Origin of the sequence: Halarcobacter sp. (assembly GCF_963676935.1) — a bacterium.
Taxonomy (GTDB): Bacteria; Campylobacterota; Campylobacteria; order Campylobacterales; family Arcobacteraceae; genus Halarcobacter.
The window spans coordinates 642,237-661,524 of the sequence record NZ_OY781470.1 but is presented as its reverse complement, the minus strand read 5'-3'; the positions used below and the strand labels follow the sequence as shown (position 1 = coordinate 661,524).

17 protein-coding genes are annotated in these 19,288 nt (G+C 26.0%); 9 read left to right on the top strand and 8 right to left on the bottom strand.

Annotated features, from left to right (window positions below; all coding sequences use genetic code 11):
* Positions 1–32: 32 nt before the first annotated feature.
* Together ACKU4C_RS03195 and ACKU4C_RS03190 are read right to left on the bottom strand one after the other, a co-directional pair.
* Positions 33–3,788: an ATP-binding protein gene (locus ACKU4C_RS03195; protein ID WP_321314407.1), complete on the bottom strand. Its 3,756-nt coding sequence runs from the start codon at positions 3,786–3,788 to the stop codon at positions 33–35.
* A gap of 10 nt (positions 3,789–3,798) precedes the next feature.
* Positions 3,799–6,759, bottom strand: a complete 2,961-nt coding sequence (locus tag ACKU4C_RS03190; RefSeq protein WP_321314406.1) for an ATP-binding protein — start codon at positions 6,757–6,759, stop codon at positions 3,799–3,801.
* 138 nt (positions 6,760–6,897) lie between these two features.
* Between ACKU4C_RS03190 and ACKU4C_RS03185 the strand changes: the two genes are divergently transcribed.
* The gene (locus ACKU4C_RS03185; protein ID WP_321314405.1) at positions 6,898–7,074 is read left to right on the top strand and encodes a hypothetical protein; all 177 of its coding nucleotides are present in this window, start codon (positions 6,898–6,900) and stop codon (positions 7,072–7,074) included.
* A gap of 11 nt (positions 7,075–7,085) precedes the next feature.
* Here ACKU4C_RS03185 and ACKU4C_RS03180 read toward each other — a convergent pair whose 3' ends face one another.
* The 4 genes from ACKU4C_RS03180 to ACKU4C_RS03165 are packed head-to-tail and all read right to left on the bottom strand — an operon-like array spanning position 7,086 to position 11,291.
* Entirely contained in the window at positions 7,086–7,616 is a 531-nt protein-coding gene (locus tag ACKU4C_RS03180; protein WP_321314404.1) for a rhomboid family intramembrane serine protease, read from the bottom strand.
* Entirely contained in the window at positions 7,603–8,169 is a 567-nt protein-coding gene (locus tag ACKU4C_RS03175) for a hypothetical protein (RefSeq protein WP_321314403.1), read from the bottom strand. Before ACKU4C_RS03175 ends, ACKU4C_RS03180 begins: the two co-directional genes overlap by 14 nt.
* A gap of 4 nt (positions 8,170–8,173) precedes the next feature.
* Entirely contained in the window at positions 8,174–10,591 is a 2,418-nt protein-coding gene (lon, locus tag ACKU4C_RS03170; RefSeq protein ID WP_321314402.1) for an endopeptidase La, read from the bottom strand.
* A 25-nt stretch (positions 10,592–10,616) separates the two neighbouring features.
* Positions 10,617–11,291: an outer membrane protein assembly factor BamD gene (locus ACKU4C_RS03165; protein WP_321314401.1), complete on the bottom strand. Its 675-nt coding sequence runs from the start codon at positions 11,289–11,291 to the stop codon at positions 10,617–10,619.
* Positions 11,292–11,418: 127 nt separating this feature from the next.
* Between ACKU4C_RS03165 and ACKU4C_RS03160 the strand changes: the two genes are divergently transcribed.
* The 4 genes from ACKU4C_RS03160 to ACKU4C_RS03145 are packed head-to-tail and all read left to right on the top strand — an operon-like array spanning position 11,419 to position 13,129.
* Positions 11,419–12,183, top strand: coding sequence for a pyrroline-5-carboxylate reductase (locus ACKU4C_RS03160; RefSeq protein ID WP_321314400.1), 765 nt, complete (start codon positions 11,419–11,421; stop codon positions 12,181–12,183).
* A complete protein-coding gene (locus ACKU4C_RS03155; protein WP_321314399.1) occupies positions 12,170–12,460 on the top strand; it encodes a hypothetical protein in 291 nt (96 codons plus the stop codon). The genes ACKU4C_RS03160 and ACKU4C_RS03155 overlap by 14 nt, the downstream gene beginning before the upstream one ends.
* A complete protein-coding gene (locus tag ACKU4C_RS03150) occupies positions 12,447–12,797 on the top strand; it encodes a prepilin-type N-terminal cleavage/methylation domain-containing protein (protein ID WP_321314398.1) in 351 nt (116 codons plus the stop codon). Before ACKU4C_RS03155 ends, ACKU4C_RS03150 begins: the two co-directional genes overlap by 14 nt.
* Positions 12,794–13,129: a hypothetical protein gene (locus ACKU4C_RS03145; protein WP_321314397.1), complete on the top strand. Its 336-nt coding sequence runs from the start codon at positions 12,794–12,796 to the stop codon at positions 13,127–13,129. The genes ACKU4C_RS03150 and ACKU4C_RS03145 overlap by 4 nt, the downstream gene beginning before the upstream one ends.
* 5 nt (positions 13,130–13,134) lie before the next feature.
* Here the strand turns inward: ACKU4C_RS03145 and rdgB are convergent, their stop codons facing one another.
* Positions 13,135–13,725: an RdgB/HAM1 family non-canonical purine NTP pyrophosphatase gene (gene rdgB / locus ACKU4C_RS03140; protein ID WP_321314396.1), complete on the bottom strand. Its 591-nt coding sequence runs from the start codon at positions 13,723–13,725 to the stop codon at positions 13,135–13,137.
* A 74-nt stretch (positions 13,726–13,799) separates the two neighbouring features.
* Here rdgB and ACKU4C_RS03135 point away from each other — a divergent pair, with 74 nt between their 5' ends.
* Genes ACKU4C_RS03135 through ACKU4C_RS03120 form a run of 4 tightly spaced genes read left to right on the top strand, consistent with a single transcriptional unit; the run spans position 13,800 to position 18,688 of the window.
* A complete protein-coding gene (locus ACKU4C_RS03135) occupies positions 13,800–15,116 on the top strand; it encodes an MFS transporter (RefSeq protein WP_321314395.1) in 1,317 nt (438 codons plus the stop codon).
* Positions 15,116–15,784 carry a transglutaminase-like cysteine peptidase gene (locus ACKU4C_RS03130; RefSeq protein ID WP_321314394.1) on the top strand — a complete coding sequence of 223 codons (669 nt, stop codon included), beginning with the start codon at positions 15,116–15,118 and terminating at the stop codon, positions 15,782–15,784. Before ACKU4C_RS03135 ends, ACKU4C_RS03130 begins: the two co-directional genes overlap by 1 nt.
* Positions 15,785–15,819: 35 nt before the next feature.
* Positions 15,820–16,467 carry a transglutaminase-like cysteine peptidase gene (locus ACKU4C_RS03125; RefSeq protein WP_321314393.1) on the top strand — a complete coding sequence of 216 codons (648 nt, stop codon included), beginning with the start codon at positions 15,820–15,822 and terminating at the stop codon, positions 16,465–16,467.
* A 16-nt stretch (positions 16,468–16,483) separates the two neighbouring features.
* A complete protein-coding gene (locus ACKU4C_RS03120) occupies positions 16,484–18,688 on the top strand; it encodes an EAL domain-containing protein (RefSeq protein ID WP_321314392.1) in 2,205 nt (734 codons plus the stop codon).
* Between the two features lie 17 nt (positions 18,689–18,705).
* Here the strand turns inward: ACKU4C_RS03120 and ACKU4C_RS03115 are convergent, their stop codons facing one another.
* Positions 18,706–19,206: a hypothetical protein gene (locus ACKU4C_RS03115; protein ID WP_321314391.1), complete on the bottom strand. Its 501-nt coding sequence runs from the start codon at positions 19,204–19,206 to the stop codon at positions 18,706–18,708.
* Positions 19,207–19,288: the final 82 nt, after the last annotated feature.

Here is a 19,288-nt window from a genome sequence, read left to right as displayed (position 1 = left end):
TTCATATTGCAATAAAATTGCAATATGAAATTTTATAAATAACTATCAATTTTTGTTTTTAATTGTTTAACTAGCTTATGTAGCTCTTCTTTATCAGATTTTTCTGACTCTAATTTCTCTAAGATTTCACAAACCTCATCTAAACATACATTTAAAGCAGAGTTTTTAATATAATGAGCTTTTTGAGACACTTCATTAAAGTTTGATTCAAAGACATAAGATTCTAGTTCTTTCATATCTTTTTTTATATCTTTTTTGAATTTATCAATAATCATATTTACGATAGATTCACTAATACCTAATTGAGTCATAATCTTATTTGTATCAAACTCCAATTTTTCTTTTAAAGATAAGTCTTCTAAATCTATTTTTTCTGCCTCTTGAACTTCTAGGTTCTTTTTTAAAAACTTATCAAATACCTCAATTAAATGTTCAGTATTTACCGGTTTACTTAAATAGCCATTCATACCTAGATCTAAAAATTTTTCTTTATCCCCTTTAATTGCATTTGCAGTAAGGGCAATAATTGGTATCTTAGATAAACTATTTTCTTCTTCATATTTTCTTATTGCTTTGAAAGATTCAATACCATCCATAACTGGCATATTTATATCCATCAAAATTAAATCATATCTCTTTTCTTTAAAAGCTTCAAAAGTTTTTAGTCCATTATCTTTAAGTTCAAAATCAATATTTAAACTATTTAATATATACGAAATCAATTCTTGATTTGCATTATTATCTTCTGCAACTAATACTCTTCCTTGTAATTCTACATTATTTGTAGAATCTTCTATAATAGTCGTATTATTTTTCATTAACAACTCTTGTAAACTATCATTTACTTTTGAAGCATAAAAAGGTAAAGAGATAAATTGTTCATCAATATTTGGTGTTATATTTAAAGCATCATCTTCATATTCCAACAAAATCAATTTTGGAATATTTTTATATTTTTCTCTTATATTTTCAAGTTCTAAGTTATTTTTATAAGGATAAACTAAAATATAATCCTCTTGAACACTATTAATAGTTCCAAAGATATTCAAATATCTTTTTATATAATGGTAAGTATCATTTTTAATATCTAAAACTTTAAAATTCAGTTTATTTAGGTAATCTTTCGTTTCAAAAATTGTAGCTTCACAAGTATTAAAAGATAGATCAAAGTAGAACTTTGTCCCTTCATCAACTACACTATCAATAAAAATTGTTGAATCAAGAGACTCGATAATATGTTTACAAATACTAAGACCTAAACCTGTACCCTCATATACTCTATTTGACATATTGTCTACTTGTATAAAAGGTTCAAATATAGTTTCTAGTTTTTCTTTTGGTATTCCAATACCTGTATCAATAACCTCAAATCTAATTTTTACATCATTTCCACTATCTTCTAAAACAAAAATATTTAGTGTAACTAATCCTTTTTCAGGAGTAAATTTTATGGCATTACTTAAAAGATTGGATAAAACTTGTCTTACTCTAACCCCATCTGTTCTAACACATAAAGGGATTTTATAATCTAAATTAAATATCAGTTTAATATGCTTTTCTAAAGCTCTTTTTGAAAACAGTTCAACAACATGTTCACTAATAAAATATATATCTGTTTCCTCTACACTAATTTCAAAATTTCCACTTTCAATTTTAGAAATATCAAGTATGTCATTTATAATTGTAAGTAAAGTATTAGCACTTGAATGTATTATTTTTAATTGTTTTACAACAGTTGAATCCAAGTTTTTACTTTGTGTTAATACATCTGAAAAACCAATAATTGCATTTAACGGTGTACGAATTTCATGAGACATATTAGCTAAAAATACTGATTTTGCTTCATCAGCTTTTTTTGCTCTTTGTAAAGTCTCTCTTAAATAAGCTGTTCTTTGTTCTATTTGTTCTTCAAGAGTATGATTAATATCTTGTAACTCTTTTGTTTTTTCATCAACTTTCTCTTCCAAATGTAAATTTAAAGCTTTTTGGTCTTCAACTAAAGCTTTAATTTGAAAAGCCATATCATTAAAAGATTGTTCAAGCTTTCCAATCTCATCATTTGAAGATATTTCTATTTGGTAATCTAACTGTTTATTCGAGAATTTTTTTGTTGCTATTAATAGATTAGATATTTTTTTACTAATATAATTTGACATCCAAATAGCCACTGCAATAATGATAATAATCATTACAAAAGTTACAAGTGTTAGTTCATTTATTAAATTTTTTATATACTCTTTTATTTGTATAGTATTTTCATTAACAATATCTTTCATTGCGTTTGTTTGACTATTTAAAATCTTTTTTACATTCTCTTTTGTCTCATTTGCTGCAGCATGAAATTCATCAACATTTGCCCCTAAAGTGATAAATCCAAATCCTCTTTTAGTATCTCCATATTTACCTGTATAATATGGAATAGTAGCAGCAGTAGTTAACTTCCATACTTTACTCCAATAAATAATAAAAGATCCAAATCCACCATTTTGTGTTACTTGCATCCAACCTTTGCACTGAGGTGCAAAATTCAAATATCTACAGTCTAAGCCTACATTACCATCAGATACTAATTGTTTTATATTTGGTTTTTTCTTTAAACTTTGTTCCTCAAAAGTTGGATATGTTGATAAAAACTCATTTATCTCTTTTCCAGACTCTTGGTATTTTTTCGCAATATCTGCACTTAACCAAGGCATCTCTCTTTTTCCTGTTTCTTTATTAAAACCATTAATAAAATAATCTCTTGGATGGGAAATATTTCTACCTTTATAATCCCACATAAAAGTATAGTTACCCTCACTTGCATCAGAAATATCTTGTTTTGCATTAATATTTGTAGGACTTGATGTATCTGTGAATTGCATAATATGTTCATGATCTAAAGCTAAAGAAACATACCCTTGTTTTTTACCATTTTTATATACAGGAGTAACAAATCTAATAATACCCTCAAATCTTTTTCCTACAGGATTCTCTTTTCCTGCGTATGCATATTTTTCAGGTTTAAACTCTATTTTTGCTTTTTGGGCTTTCTCTTTAGTAAAAGTTCCTATTACTTTTGTTTTGACATATTCTCCAATTACATCGGATACATAGATTTCATCTTTTTTTAGGTTTTGAACCTCTTTAAAATAATCTTCTGAATTGATATAAGTATTTTTTTTATTTGAAATATTATGAAGTTTTTTATCAATCTGAGATACTTTATATATCTCTTTTCCATTTAGGTCAAAATATGAAACTTCTTTATAGATAGGGATATTTTTTGTTTTATATTTTATTGGGTCTATATAACTAAATTCTCTTTCATTATCTTTTAAATCAGCTGTAGTTTTATCTCTTTTTATTTTTTCTTTTTCTATTGGGTCTACCCATGTATTAGTACTATCATCATAAATATATTTGTTATGAATTATAATATCTCTATTTTTACTATTATAAAACTCTTTTAATACCTTTTGATTTAAATCTAAATTTGAAAGTAGTTTAATATCACTATCTCTTTCATATAAAAATTGTGCAACATTATTTGCTATTTCATAAGATAATCTTTCTAAAGCTAATTGTGATTTTTTATCTAGATTTTTTATACTATCTTCAATAGATTTATTTGCAGTATTTATTACTATCTCTTTATTTTGATTAAAAAGATACCTTGTACTGTCTTGAATATAATTATCAAGTTTTAATGCACCTTCATAGGCTATATAAGCGATTAAAAGAAGAGGGATAACCTTTATAACTATAAAAAGAAGAATTAATTTTGCTTTTATTGATAGATTTTTCATTTTATAGCCTTTATTTTATTACTTTATTTATCTCTTTACTTATCATAGTAAAAACCTCTAATTTTTCATCTTTATTTAACTCTTCAATTTCAAGCTTAGTTAAATAATCTGATACCTCATCTAATGCAACATTTAAAGATGAATTCTTAATATAATGGGCTTTTTGAATAATATTTTCTTTATCTTCATTTAGAATATATTTTTCTAATTCATCTAAATCTTTTTGAATCTCATTTTTAAATTTATTAAATATCAAATCTGCAATATTTTCACTTACACCTAACTTTTGTACAATTTTTGAAACATCTACAGTTCTATTTTCTTTTATCTCTTCTTTTGATTCACTTTTTGCAGTTAAATACTCTTTGAATATATCTTTTAGTTCAAAAGTATTAATTGGTTTACTTAGATAACCATTCATTCCTAATGTTAAAAACCTTTCTTTATCACCTTTTATAGCATTAGCAGTAAGAGCAATAATAGGTGTAGCATTTAAAGCTTCAATTTTTTCATATTCTCTTATTTTTAAAAAAGATTCAATTCCATCCATAATAGGCATATTAATATCCATCAAAACCAAATCATAGTTATTATTTTTGAAAGACTCATAAGCTTCTTTTCCATTTTCTTTAATATCAAACTCTATTCCCATATCATTTAATATGTATGTAATTAATTCTTGATTAGCTAAGTTATCTTCAGCAACTAAAATTTTTCCACTAAATTTATCATTTGAACTTACTTGAATTTGTTTTCTTTTATTGTTAGATTTTCTTAATAAATCTTGCAATGAATCATTTACTTTTGAAGCATAAAAAGGTAAGGATAATCCAGTTTCATTGTTTTTAAAATCAAACTCTAATATATCTTTTTCATATTCAAAAAGTATCAATTTAGGAACTTGCTTATATTTTTGTCTAATCTCTTCGATATCATTACTTTTATAATCACAAACTAAAATATCAGGATTCTCTTTACTATCAATTTGACCAAAAATATTTAAATATCTTTTTACATAATGAAAAGAATCTTCTTGTTTATTTAATACCATAAAATTTAAACCATTTGTAAAAGAATCATTTTCTTTAAACTCTTTTTTACATACCTTACTTTTTAAAAGAAAAGAAAATTTTGTTCCCTTACCAACTTCACTTTCTATCTCAATTTTTGAATCTAAGGCTTCTATAATATGTTTAGAGATACTTAAACCTAAACCTGTCCCTTCAAACTCTCTATTTGATTTATGGTCAACTTGAATAAATGGATCAAATATTTTTTCTATTTTCTCTTTTGGAATACCAATACCTGTATCTTCTACTGTAAATCTTAATTTAACTTTACTTTCATCAAGAGATTCAACACTAATATTAAAATCAACAAGCCCTTTTTGGGGAGTAAATTTTATAGCATTACTTAAAAAGTTTGATAATACTTGTCGTATTCTCACACCATCAGTTATTAGACAAAGAGGGATTCTTTGGTCAATATCAAAAATCAATTTTATATCTTTTTCATTTGCTCTTTTTGAAAATAATTCAACCACATGTTCACAAATATAAAATATATCTGTTTCCTCTTTTGCTATTTCAAAATTCCCACTTTCTATTTTAGAAATATCTAAAATATCGTTTATTATTGCTAAAAGTGAATTTGCACTACTATGTATAATATTAGATTGTTTTTTACTTTGTGTATCTATCTTACTTGAGTTTCTCAATACTTCAGAAAAACCTATAATCGCATTTAAAGGTGTTCTAATCTCATGGGACATATTTGCTAAAAATATTGATTTTGCAGCATCTGCTTTTTGTGCTTTTTGTTTTGACTCCACTATATCTGTAATATTTAATCGAATAGCTAAAAACTCTTCTATATCATTATTATAATCAAGTATTGGAACAATTGTAGTATTTACATAATAAGCAGTTCCATCTTTTGCTTTATTTTTAACTTCACCTTTCCAGATTTTTTTAGCTTTTATTGTTTTCCATAAATTTTTAAAAATAGCTTTTGGCATATCTTCATGCCTAATAATATTATGACTTTTTCCTAAAAGTTCCTCTTCTTTATATTTAGAAATTCTTACAAATTCATCATTAACGTAAGTGATAATGCCATTTTTATCAGTTTTAGAAACTATAGCACTTGTATCAACTGCTTTTTTATATTGATTTAATAATTTTATAGTGTTATTTAAAGTTGCTGTTCTATCTTCTACTTCTTTTTCTAATTGAACTTTTATTTTTTTATGTTCATTTGTTCTTTTTATTGAAATAACTGTGTAGTGTACACCTAAAAGTAAAATTACAAATGAAAATATATACATCAATATATTAAGCTCTTTTGAACTTAAGAGAACTCCATTTTCAAAAGGTATGCTTATTTCAATCACACCTCTTACATCTCCAATATTCCAATCTTTCTTGGGACTATCCACTCTGTTATTGTGACACTCAACGCACGTATTGTCTAATAATACATCAGCAACGGCTAATCTAAATGTTCTTTTATTATCAATTATTACATCTTTTTTATATATATCATCTGGATTATTTACTAAATAAGCTAATGAATCTTTTTCAAATTTATCAAGTTTTCTATCTTTTCTATTAGGATAAGGATAATCACTATAGATTTTTATCTTCATACCATTTTCTGGAAGTATTAAACTTAAGTCATGCATCATTGTAGCAGATAAAGGCACAGTTCGATATGATTCTTTGTGATTATAATCAACATCAATAGTTGTGTTGTTTCTTATTTTATCTACAACATTACTTGTATAATATATTCTAGTTTTTTTTAAATAATTTAATGTTTTTACAGCTTCATCTGTCATGTGTTCAATTTTATTTGTATATGAATGTTTTGGAATAACAACAAATACAATAAATGATAAGAATATAGAGATTACAAATACAGGTCCCACATAAGGGTCAAAGATAGGGGAAAAGATTTTTTTTAATTTCATATAATACCTTAAATTACTTCTTAAGTGTAACTTATAATATTTTATTATTTATATACTTAAAGTATAGTTTTTATTAGCTTATTAAAGCAATAGAATGAACAATTTTAGTTATAATTTTAATTACTAATTATTAAAGGATTGAACATCAAATTAGAACCATGTAGAAACTGTAAAAGTGAGATTAAACCAAAGCTTAGAAGATGCCCATATTGTGGAATATTAAATCCCACAGTAAAGTTAAAAGAGATTTTTATTGGAATTGCAGTTGTCTTAATAGCTATGTCAATAATAACTTATTTTATGCCTCAACAATAATAATTAAAGAGTTATTTTCTAACAACTCCAAATACAAAACCAAGTGCAAACCCAATAAAGTGAGAATACCAAGCAATTGGAAGTCCTATTAAAATAGGTGCAACAGAGATTATAAGAATCCAAGTGATTATCCCTTTTCTTTGATATTTATCAAAATAGGCAATATATCCCATTAATACACATATAGCACCTGAAGCTCCTACTAAATTTACTTGATTATCAAGATAATAGATATAAAGATAACTTAAAAGTGAAGTTAAAATTCCCCCTACAAAATATATTAGTAAAAACTCTTTTTTACCTCTATACTTTTCTATTAAATTACCAAATTGATATAAAACAAACATATTCATAGCGATATGTCCAAAACCTCCATGAGAAAACATTGAAGTTAGAGGTTGCCAATAAAATCCTGCATGGGTGAAATATAAATTTAAACCTAAATATAAACTTCCATATTGAATATTTGTTTGTACTAAAAACATTATAATAGTTATTACAATAATAATATTTGTACTTGTAAAATCTTTAGTTTTTAACATAATTTTTATAAACCTTTATTGAACATTCTATTCTATCTTTTATCGCATTTTCATACATAAATTTAAAATCACTTTCAAATCTTAATAACTCTTTTGAATTTATTCTAAAAGAACTTATCAAAGTTCCAGCACTTAGTCTATCACTATTTTTATTTTTTTCATCTTTTTCTATTAATTCATATCTAATTTTTAAGTATTTTTCAATATTTTTTTTAGGTTTTACACCAATTAAACTCTCATAATAACTATTTAATGAAGAGAGCTTAACTACATCTTCAATTGTTGATTTGTTTTCAAGTTTTAAATATGAACCTTCAACTTTATAATAACCTTTATTTAAAGCTTTTTGTGACTTTTTTAAAAGATTTAAATCTAAAAGACTTACTTTTGTAAAAGTATCAAGTTCACAGGGAAGTTTTTCAATTTTTAAAATATTTTCTTCTTGGGAAAAATAATTACTATATAAAATGATAGTTATAGATATTAATACGATTGAGGCAAAGGTAAAAAAGTTATTTACAACTTGACTATCACTTGCCCCAGATCTTCTCATTTAATTATATCAATGCCTCTTTTAAGACATCATCAATGGTATCAACTGCTTTGATTTCCATAGCTTCTTTAACTTCTGTAGGGATTTCATCTAAATCTCTTTGGAAATTTTTTCTTGGAATTAATGCTAGTTTCATTTTAGCTTTATATGCAGCAATAAGTTTTTCTTTTAATCCTCCAATTGGAAGAACTTTTCCAGTAAGAGTAAGCTCACCTGTCATACAAACATCTGACCGAACTTCTCTTTGGCTTAAAATAGAAGCTATCGTTGTAGCCATTGTAATACCTGCACTTGGTCCATCTTTTGGTGTTGCACCTTCAGGAATATGTAAATGTATATCAAATCTTTTATAAACCTCACTTGGTTCAAGATTTGTATTTTCTTCTTCCTCTTTTAAAGTTTTTGGAATAATATTTTTATCTATTTTTAATTTCTTGTTGTCTATAAGAAGTTTTACAACTGAATATGAGATTCTTGATGATTCTTTCATTACATCTCCCATATTTCCAGTTACATTTAAGATACCTTTTCCTCTAAGCTTGATAGCTTCAGTTTTTAATACATCTCCACCAACTGATGTCCAAGCTAAACCATTTGTAACTCCAATAGAGTTTTTCTTATCAGCTGGGTCAATCTCAAATATTGGGTTATCTAAAAACTCTTTAATATTTTTAGTGTTGATTGATACTTTTTTAAGCTCTCTATTTTTTAGTAACTTCTTAACAGCTTTTCTAAATAATTTAGCAAAAACTCTTCTAAGATTTCTAACTCCTGCTTCCCTTGTATATTTAGAAATTATAGTTTCAATAGTTGTTTTTGATAATGCTATTTCGTTTCTTTTTAAACCATGTTTTTCTAACTCTTGAGGTATTAAATAATCTTTAGAGATATGATATTTTTCATTTGGAGTATAAGATGACATTTCAATAAATTCCATTCTATCTCTAAGTGGTGCAGGAATACTTCTAACATCATTTGCTGTTGCCACAAATATAACTTGTGATAAATCAATCGCAAAATTTAAATATAGGTCTCTAAATTCATTATTTTGTTCAGGGTCTAAAACCTCTAACATAACTGCTGTTGGATCACCTCTATGGTTTGCTCCAAGTTTATCAATTTCATCAAGTACAACAACAGGATTCATAGATTTTGCATCAACTAAACCTTTTACAATTCGTCCAGGCATAGCCCCAACATATGTTCTTCTGTGTCCTCTTAACTCATTTACATCTTCCATTCCACCTAAAGCAACTCGTACAAGTGGTCTTTTTAAAGCTTTTGATATAGAGTTTGCTAATGATGTTTTACCAACACCAGGAGGTCCTACAAAACATAATACAGTACCTTTTGACTTAAGATTCTCTATTTTTCTCTCTTCTAACATCTCTTTAACAGCAAAATACTCAGCAATTCTCTCTTTTGGTTTTTCTAAAGAATAGTGGTCTTTATCAAGTTGTTCTTCTACATTTTTAACAGATATTTTCTCATCTGCATATTCCCCAAAAGGTATATCTAATACATTTTCTATATAAGTTTGAAGTAGTGAACTATCAGGTGAATCCTGATGCATTCTACTTAACTTTTCAATTTGTTTTTTTGTTTCTTTATAACCATCTTTGGGCATAAAAGGTTTTATTTTTTTTAACTTCTTTTTATAAGCTTTTATCTCTACATCTTTTTGATTATCAGAACCAAGCTCTTTTTGTATAGCTTTAATTTGTTCTTTTAAGAAGTAATCTTTATGTGTTTTTTCAATCTTTGAGTTTACTTTTTGAGTAATCTCTTTTTGGATTTTAAAACTCTCAATCTCTTTTTTAATAGTCTCTATTATCTCTAATAATCTTTTTTCAATATTTGTTTCAGAAAAAAGTTTATACGCTTCCTCTTTTTTAACTCTTAAAACTGAAGAGATTAAATCTGCAATTCTTGAAGCTTCATCATTTTCTTCTATTGTTTTAATTAAATCTGCTGGAAACTTTGAGTTGATTCTTGATAGTTTTTTTACTTGTTCAATTAATACATCAACAATAGAATCAACACTCTCTTTTGAATACTCTTCATCTACAAGTTTATCTACATAAGCATGTGTTGGATTTTCTTCATCAAAGTTTTTAATATAACCTTTTGTTAATCCTTGAAAAAGTACTTTAATCTTACCATCGGGAAGACTTACTTTTCTCATAATATTTCCAACAACTCCTACATCATAAAAGCTATCTTTTTCTCTTTTTCCCTCAAATCCTGGTTTACTTACAGTAACAATAACTAATTTATTCTCTTCAATTGCATTTTCCACTGCTTTAATATTGTCTTCATTATTTAAAAATAGTGGTGCAATCATAAAAGGATATAAAAATACATCATCTTCAATAATTAATGGTATACTTTGAGGAAAAGAATCGTAATTTTCTAACTCCATAAAAACTCCTAAAATTTATAGTTTCTTAAAATAATATATCTCTTTCAAATGGGTATCTATAAAAAGGAACATCAACTGGCTCAATTTCTTCTGGGTTAACCCAAGATTTTTTTACTTTTTCATTATATAGTTTTGCTGCCTTTGGCTTATCAAGTCTTTCATATAAATCAGCAATCTCTTTATCTAATGTAGCTTTTGCCATATACAATCTTGCATTCATAGTATTTACTAAAGGTGTATAAGGTGATCTTGGAAAATTTTTAATAAAATCTTCAATTTGAGAAATAGTATCTTCAATCAATTGTTGATCTCTTAAATCATATGCAAAACCTTGAAAGTTTGCTTTAATTTTTAAGTATCTTACATAATCAATATTTTTACTAAGTGCAAATCTTTTTATATATTCATCTAAATAGAAATTTGCCAATTCATACTCTTCTTCATCAATATGTGCATTTGCAAGTATTAACAATGCGGTTGAAAGAAGTGGAGAATTTCTATGCTCACTCTCTAAAGAGATATATGTATCATCTGCATCTTCTAAAAATCCAGTACTTATCTCATCTGCCATTTTGTTGTACCAATATAAAGCTGGCTTATCAAACTCTTGAATTTTCTCAGATTTTTGGGAACAAGCTGAAAATACAAAAATTAAACTTGTTGCTAAAAACAGATTAGTAAACTTTAAATAATTACCCATTAAATAATCCTTTTTTATCTTAAAAAAGATATTTTATCTAATAAAACCTTGCTATTTTCTTACTTTTTTTGACCTAAATTTCTATATTAGTTATAATATAAAAATTAATTAAATTAAGAGGAATTATATGAAACTTACATTAATTGGAAATGGCTTTATGGCGCAAGCTCTAGCTAAAGGATTAACTAAAAACTTTGAAGTTGAAATTATTGGAAGAGATATTAATAAACTAAAAAAAGTTAAAGAGGCTATCCCTACTGTTGAAATAAAAGAACTAGATGATACAGAAGATATTACAGATAAAAATGTGATATTTTGTGTAAAACCTTACGCTTTACAAAGTGTTGCAGCAAGATTAGAGGGTAAAGCAAATATACTATTTTCAATCTTAGCCGGGACTACTTTAGAAAGCCTAAGAAAACAAATTAAATCAAAATATTATGTTAGAACTATGCCTAATGTAGCAGCATCTGTTAGTAAATCTGCTACAACAATAACAGGGGATAAAGAGGTTAAAAAAATAGCTTTAGAGCTATTTACTTATATTGGAAAAGCTGTTTGGGTTGATACTGAAAAAGAACTAGATGTGGCAACTGCAATTGCAGGAAGTGGTCCAGCATTTTTATGTTTAGTAGCAGAAGCTCTAAGTGATGGTGGAGTAAAAGCAGGTTTAAATAGAAGTGTAAGTAATGAATTAGTTCAAGGGCTTTTTGAAGGTTATGCAAAATTATTAGAAAATAACCATCCAGCAATCATCAAAGATTCTGTAATGAGTCCAGGTGGAACAACAGCAGCAGGTGTAGCAAAACTTGAAGAGGGTTCAATAAGAAGTAGTATGATAAAAGCTATTGAAGCTGCACATGAAAAAGCAGTTGAAATTGGAAAAAAATAGTTTTTCTCTTATTGAAACTTTATTTAGTATAGTTTTATTAAGTATTGTCATAGTAGGGTTTAGTAAATACTCTTACTATGATAATTTTGATAGAGAATTTAATAAATTAAACGATATAGATAACTCATTTAATACTAAAAATTATAATTCAAACTTTCAAACAAACCCTAAAACAATTCAAATAATTATAAACGACACAGAAGAAAAAAGTATAAATATAAATCAAATAAGCTATAAAGATGAAAGAATTGAGCTTGTAAAATATGAAATCAAATAAAGCATTTTCACTTTTAGAGTTAATCTTAGTTATATCTATCTCCTCTTTTGTGCTTATTTTTGTATTTAAATTTTCAAAAGATTTGTATTTTGCTGAAAATGAAACTAAAAAAATCTCTATTTTGAAAATAGATTTAAATTCAACAAAAATAATCATAGAAAAAAATCTTCCAGATATAATAAATAAACTTGAATATAAAGATAAAACCTTGTATATTGATAATAATATTTTATTAAAAGAGGTAAGTAGTTTTTCCCTTATGAAGGGGACAAAAAAAGTTATTATAGATATTACATTAGATGATAAAATCTCACAAAAATGGGAATTTGAACTATGAAAAAAGATAAAAAAGCTTTTATTCTTTTTTCAACACTAATCTTGATTTTTATCTTCTCAATAATTTCTATAAAAATATTTGAAAATAAAAGTATAAGTTCAATAAATATCTCAAATCAATACAATTATATACAAGCAAAAAATCATCTAAAATTTCTTGAAAAATATATTTTAAGTATAGAATCTTTAGATTTAATCGACAAAATAAAAATTAGAAACAAAAAGTTTAATATCATAGCTTTAATAGAAAAGAAAGAAGAGAATTTTGAGATTGAATTGATTGTAAAAGCTAAAAATAACAATATACGAGTTTATAAAAGAATTATTATATAACTCTTTTATAATATTATATCTAAAACTTTTTTTGCTAAATTTAAAGCTTTACTTCTGTGAGAAAACTCTTTTTTTATTTCATGGGGTAATTCTCCTAAGGTTTTATCAAAGCTATCAGGGATAAACATAGGATCATAACCAAAGCCCTTGTCACCAATCTCTTTATCAATTACATTACCATGCATCCAGCCATGTACTGTGTAAACTTCATTTTTGAAAACAATAGCTATACAAGCAGTATAATATGCCTTTGTTTTTTTAATATTTTTCTTTTTTAAATTTGAGATTAACTTTGCATTATTTTTTTTGTCATCGGCATCAACACCTGCATATCTAGCTGAATATATTCCTGGTTCATCGTTTAAAGCAGGAACTGAAATTCCACTATCATCAGAAATTACTACTATATTTTTATCTCCAATTTTTTCATATATCTCTTTTGCTTTTTTTACTGCATTTGCTTTAAAAGTATCACCATCCTCTACAACTTCATACTCACCTATTAAATTTTTAAAAGGTATTATCTCTTCATTTGGAAGAAGTTTTTTAAACTCTTCAATTTTTCCTTTATTACTTGTAGCTAAAACTATTTTCATAATTTTCCTTTTAACACTATTATTAACTTTATTGCTATATAATTTTTTCTTTATTTTAACTTATGGGATTATATATGATTAAATCTATTTTACCACTTAGTTCTATTATAGCACTAAGATTTTTCGGACTTTTTATAGTTCTTCCTGTTTTATCAGTATATGCTATTAATCTATATGGAGCAACAACTACTTTAGTTGGTGTTGTTGTTGGAGGATATGCTTTAACACAAATGATATTTCAAGTTCCTTTTGGAATTATGAGTGATAAACTAGGAAGAAAAGGTACAATTATCACAGGACTTATTCTTTTTGGTATTGGTTCAATATTCTGTGCAATTGCAGATGATATTTTACTTCTTATGTTAGGAAGATTTCTACAAGGGGCAGGAGCAATAGGTGCAGTAGTAACTGCAACAATTAGTGATTTAGTAAAAGAGGAACAAAGACCAAAAGCAATGGCAACAATGGGAATGGCTATTGGTATGAGTTTTGCTGCTTCAATGATTTTAGGACCAACTATCAGTTCTTTTGCTGGTGTTGAATCTTTATTTTATTTAACAGCTGTTATCGCTTTTGGTTCAATTTTTATTTTAATTAAATTTGTTCCAAATCCACCTCAAATAATTCACTCAAATCCAACGGACAAGCAATTAATACAAGTTTTAACAAATAAAAACTTAATCAAAATGAATATAACAAACTTTTTACAAAAAGGTTTAATGACATTTGCATTTATGATTATTCCAATGGTATTAATAAATAATTTCCAATGGCAAATGTCAGACTTATGGAAAGTTTACCTTCCTGCAATGATTTTTGGTGTATTAGCAATGGCACCTGCAGCAATTTTAGCAGAGAAAAAAGGTAAATTCAAAGAGATTTTAGCTGTAGGGATTGTATTTTTTGCGATATCATATTTACTTATAGGTTTAAGTTCAACTGCTCTTGTTTTTGTAATTGGAGTAGTGATATTTTTTATTGGGTTTAATATGCATGAACCTATTATGCAATCTCTTGCTTCAAAATTTGCAAAAGTTCACCAAAGAGGCTTAGTATTAGGTATCTTTAATGCACATGGGTATTTAGGTACATTTATTGGAGGTGTTTTAGGTGGTGTTTTCTTTGAGAAAGTATCTTTATCTTCATTAGTTATGGTTATTGCTGTAATTTGTATTATTTGGATTATTTTAATTTTGACAATGCCTAATCCATCAAAGAAAAAAACTCTTTATGTACCTTTAACTACTCAATCAGAAGATAAGAGTAAAAATCTTGATAAAATTTCTGAAATTGATGAATGGTATATAAATGATACAGAACAAACTATTGTAATAAAATATGATAGTGAATTGATTGAAGAAGATATGATTCTAAATACACTAAAACCTTAATGAAATCTAACTACTTTAATATAAATGGAACTAAAAAAAGATTTATTTTAATAAGTCTAATCTTAGTTTCATTTTCTTCTTTATCACTATTTGCAAACGATGACTTTAGTATTTCAAATACAACTATAGAAAAAATAGGTTTGAAATATGGGAAGAAAGCAAAAAAAAGAGTTCAGCTTTGGAATCAAACAATGAATAGTGTTAAATCAAAAAATATTTTTTATAAACTAAAAGAGATAAATGATTTTTGGAATAAGATACAATATCGAAAAGATTCAAAAGTATGGCAAAAAAAAGATTATTGGGCATCACCTTTTGAGTTTCTAGCCGTAGGTGCTGGTGATTCAGAAGATTATGCAATAGCAAAATATATTAGCCTTTTAAATTTAGGTATCTCTGATAAAAAGCTAAAAATAATTTATATAAAAAACTCAACAGAAAAAAAACATGCAGTTTTAACATATTTTCATAAAAGTGATTCTAAACTCGTTGTTTTAGACAATCTAAATAAAAGTCTTACATTAAAAATAAAAAAAGAGATTCAAGATAACAATAATTTTTTAAAAATAACTACTTCATATATAAATGATATTAATCAAAATGTAAAAATGAAATATATCAATCAAAAAGTTGACAAAGAGATTATTTTAAATACACTTAAACTTTAATAGACTATAATCTATACTAAAAAAGGGGTGAAACAATGAAAAAAATATTTATTATATGTTTTTTCATTGTTTCACTTACTCTTACAATCACAGTTGCAAACAAATCTTTCAATATAACAGAATCAAAACTTGAACAAATAGCCCAAAAGTATGGGATAAAAGCTAGAAAAAGAGTAGAACTTTGGGATAAGACTATCCAATCAGCAAAAAATGATGATATTCTACATAAATTAAAAAAAGTTAATGATTTTTGGAATAGAATAACTTATAAAAGAGACAAAGTAGTATGGGGTAAGAATGATTACTGGGCTGCACCATTTGAATTTTTAAGTGTTGGTGCAGGAGATTGTGAAGATTATGCAATTGCAAAATATTTTAGCTTACGAAAACTTGGAGTTCCTGATAGTAAACTAAGAATTACATATGTAAAACTTATGAGAAGAGGTACAAAATTTGAGGAAGCTCATATGGTATTAACTTATTATCATAAACCAGGTGCTACACCTATTGTTTTAGATAATGTAAATAAAAGATTAAAACTAGCAAGTAAAAGAACAGATTTAAGACCAGTATATAGTTTTAATGCAAGTGGCTTATGGCAAGCAAAAAATAAAGGAAAAACTTCAGTTAAAGTGGGTTCAAATAACTTAAAGAACTGGAAATCTATGATGAGTAGAATTTAAAAAGGGGATTAAAAATATGTCTTTATCAAAACAACTGTATATGATTATTGCTTTTATATTTTTTATAATATTTAGTGGTAATTTTTTAATTAGTGTAAACAACATGAAAGACTATCTAGAGATAGAAGCTTCAACAAAAGCGCAAGATACAGCCACATCCATAGGAATGAGTCTAAGACCTTTAATAAATGATAAAGAAGACCCAGAGATTCAATCTATAATAAGAGCTATATCAAATAGTGGTTTTTATAAAGAGGTTAGATTAGAAGATGCTGATTTTATTATTTCAGATAAAAAGCTTATTGAAGCATCAACAGATTTAAGTGATTCAAATTGGACTATAGATAAAGTTTCTGTTGATTCAAAGTTTGGATTTATTGAAAAAGTTGAATCTGACCAATCAATAAGTGAACAACTTTTAAAACTTGAAAACGAACAAGATGAGATTGATTTAAGTGAGATGGCAGACAGTGTCAAGTATAGATATATACCTAGTGAATTTTATAAAAAGGGTGGGAATATCACTTTTAACTTTACTGCCTCAAAAAATGGACAAAAAATTGATACATTTGCCAATATTACTCTAAATAAAGTACTCTTTAAAGAGAGTAGAGATATTAAATTTGACTATGTTCCCCAATGGTTTATAAAACTGATTCCTATCGATCTTGAAGAAAAATTTAGTGAAATCTCAAATGGATGGAATACAGCAGCTATAATATATGTAAGTCCCAATCCAGGTGAAGCATATGCTAAACTTTTTGAACAAGCTAGAAACTCAATTATTTATGCGGTAATAGCATTTATAATCTCTATGCTTCTTTTACTTGTATTTGTTCAATTTATTCTAAGACCACTTAAAAAGATTGAAAAACTTGCTAAAAATATTGCAAAAGGTAATTTTGATGTAATTGAACCTCTTCCTTGGACAATTGAGATTAAAAATGTTTCTATCGCTATGAATGATATGTCAAGAAAAATTGAAGCTATGATAAATAAACTTACAAATAATCTGGCAAATCTTTCAAAAAAATTATCTGAAGATGAATTAACTGGACTAAATTCAAAACAACCTTTAGAAACAGATATAAAACAAATGTTTATAAAAAAAGAGACAGGATATATATTTGATATAAAAATAGATAACCTTTCAAAATATGTTAAAACCCATACTAATGAAGAGGTTGATAATTATATTATAAAATTTGCAAATCTTTTAAAAGATTTAAGTACAAATACAAAAGCCTATAGAATTTTCGGTTCAGAATTTCTATTAGTAATAAATGGTTGCAATTACGATGGAGCAAAAGAGATCGCAAATAAATTGAAAAAAAGATTTAATGACTTATCAGCAGAATTAAATATAGATGAAGTTGCTCACGTTGGAGGGACTCCATTTAACGAACTAGGAACATTAACTGAGATGAGACAAGCTGCAAATGAAGCCTATGAAAAAGCAAAACTTATTGGTCCAAATGAGATTTTTATTCGAGATAGCAATGATCTTTCAAGAGATATGAATGCTTGGAGAGAATTAATAACTGAAATAATTGATAATAGCCATTTTGAAGTAGATTTTATCAATGACACTTATACTTTAGATAATCTTGATAAAGATATTATTATGCAAGAAGCCTTCACCAATGCAAAAGATAAAGAAAATAATCCTATTCCTATAGGTTCGTTTGTTTCTATTGCTGAAAAATATGAAAAAATTGTTGATTTTGATAAAGCTGTAATCTCAAAAATCATTGGCTTTATACAAATAAATAATATCAAACATGATATTTGTATTAATTTATCTTTAGATTCTATTTCTAACAACCATTTTATTATGTGGCTTGAAAAAGAGATTATCAAAAATAGAGATATATCTTCTAAATTAGTCTTCTCTTTATCTGCATATAGTGTAGCAAAAGACATGACTTTATTTAAAGATTTTTGTGATTTTGTTCATAGTTGTGGTTCAAAAGTTATTATTAAAAGATTTGAAAGTAAATTTGTTCCAACTGAAAACTTAAAAGAGTTTAATCTTGATTATATAAGACTTGCAAGAGACTATACAACTAATATGCATAAAGATCGTTCTAAAAAAGAGTTTGTTGAATCTATAAATGAACTAGGAAGCTTATTGAATATAAAAGTTTGTGCTGAAGCAGTAAAAGAGGAAAAAGACTTAGAAACTGTTAAGAATATTAAACTTTTTGCAATAAGTAAATAAAGAGATTTTTAATCTCTTTATTCATAAACAATCAGTTTATCATCTTCATCAATCTCTTCCTCAAAAGTATTAGAAAATAGGTTTATGTACTCGTATATATTATCATTTACAAAACTATTAGCTTCATTAATAACTATATTAAACAAAATATCTTTACATTCCTCAAAACTATAAGGTATAAATTCTAAAGTAAAACTTTTATCTTTGTTTTCATATAACCATAAAGTTCCATTTTCACTTTTTAACCAAAATGCAATTTTTTCATATAATAACAAAGACTCAAATGTTTTTTCTAAATTTTCAAATAAAAAAGATTTAATTTTCTCTTTTTTATGTTTATCTACTGTTTTATCTTGAACACTTATACATAACTCTTCCCAAAAATTATCGATACACTCATTTTTTTTATCAGAAAAAACTTTTACATTTTGTTTTTGCAAATCTTCTATTGTATTTTTAGTTAATCTCTTCTGTAAAGAATAAACTAATTCAGAGATTATTAATTCTTCAATTTTCATAATATCCCCTTTAATAGATTATTTTAACACCTAAATTCAAAGCAAATATTAAAAATATTAAACTAATTATTTGTTTAATATT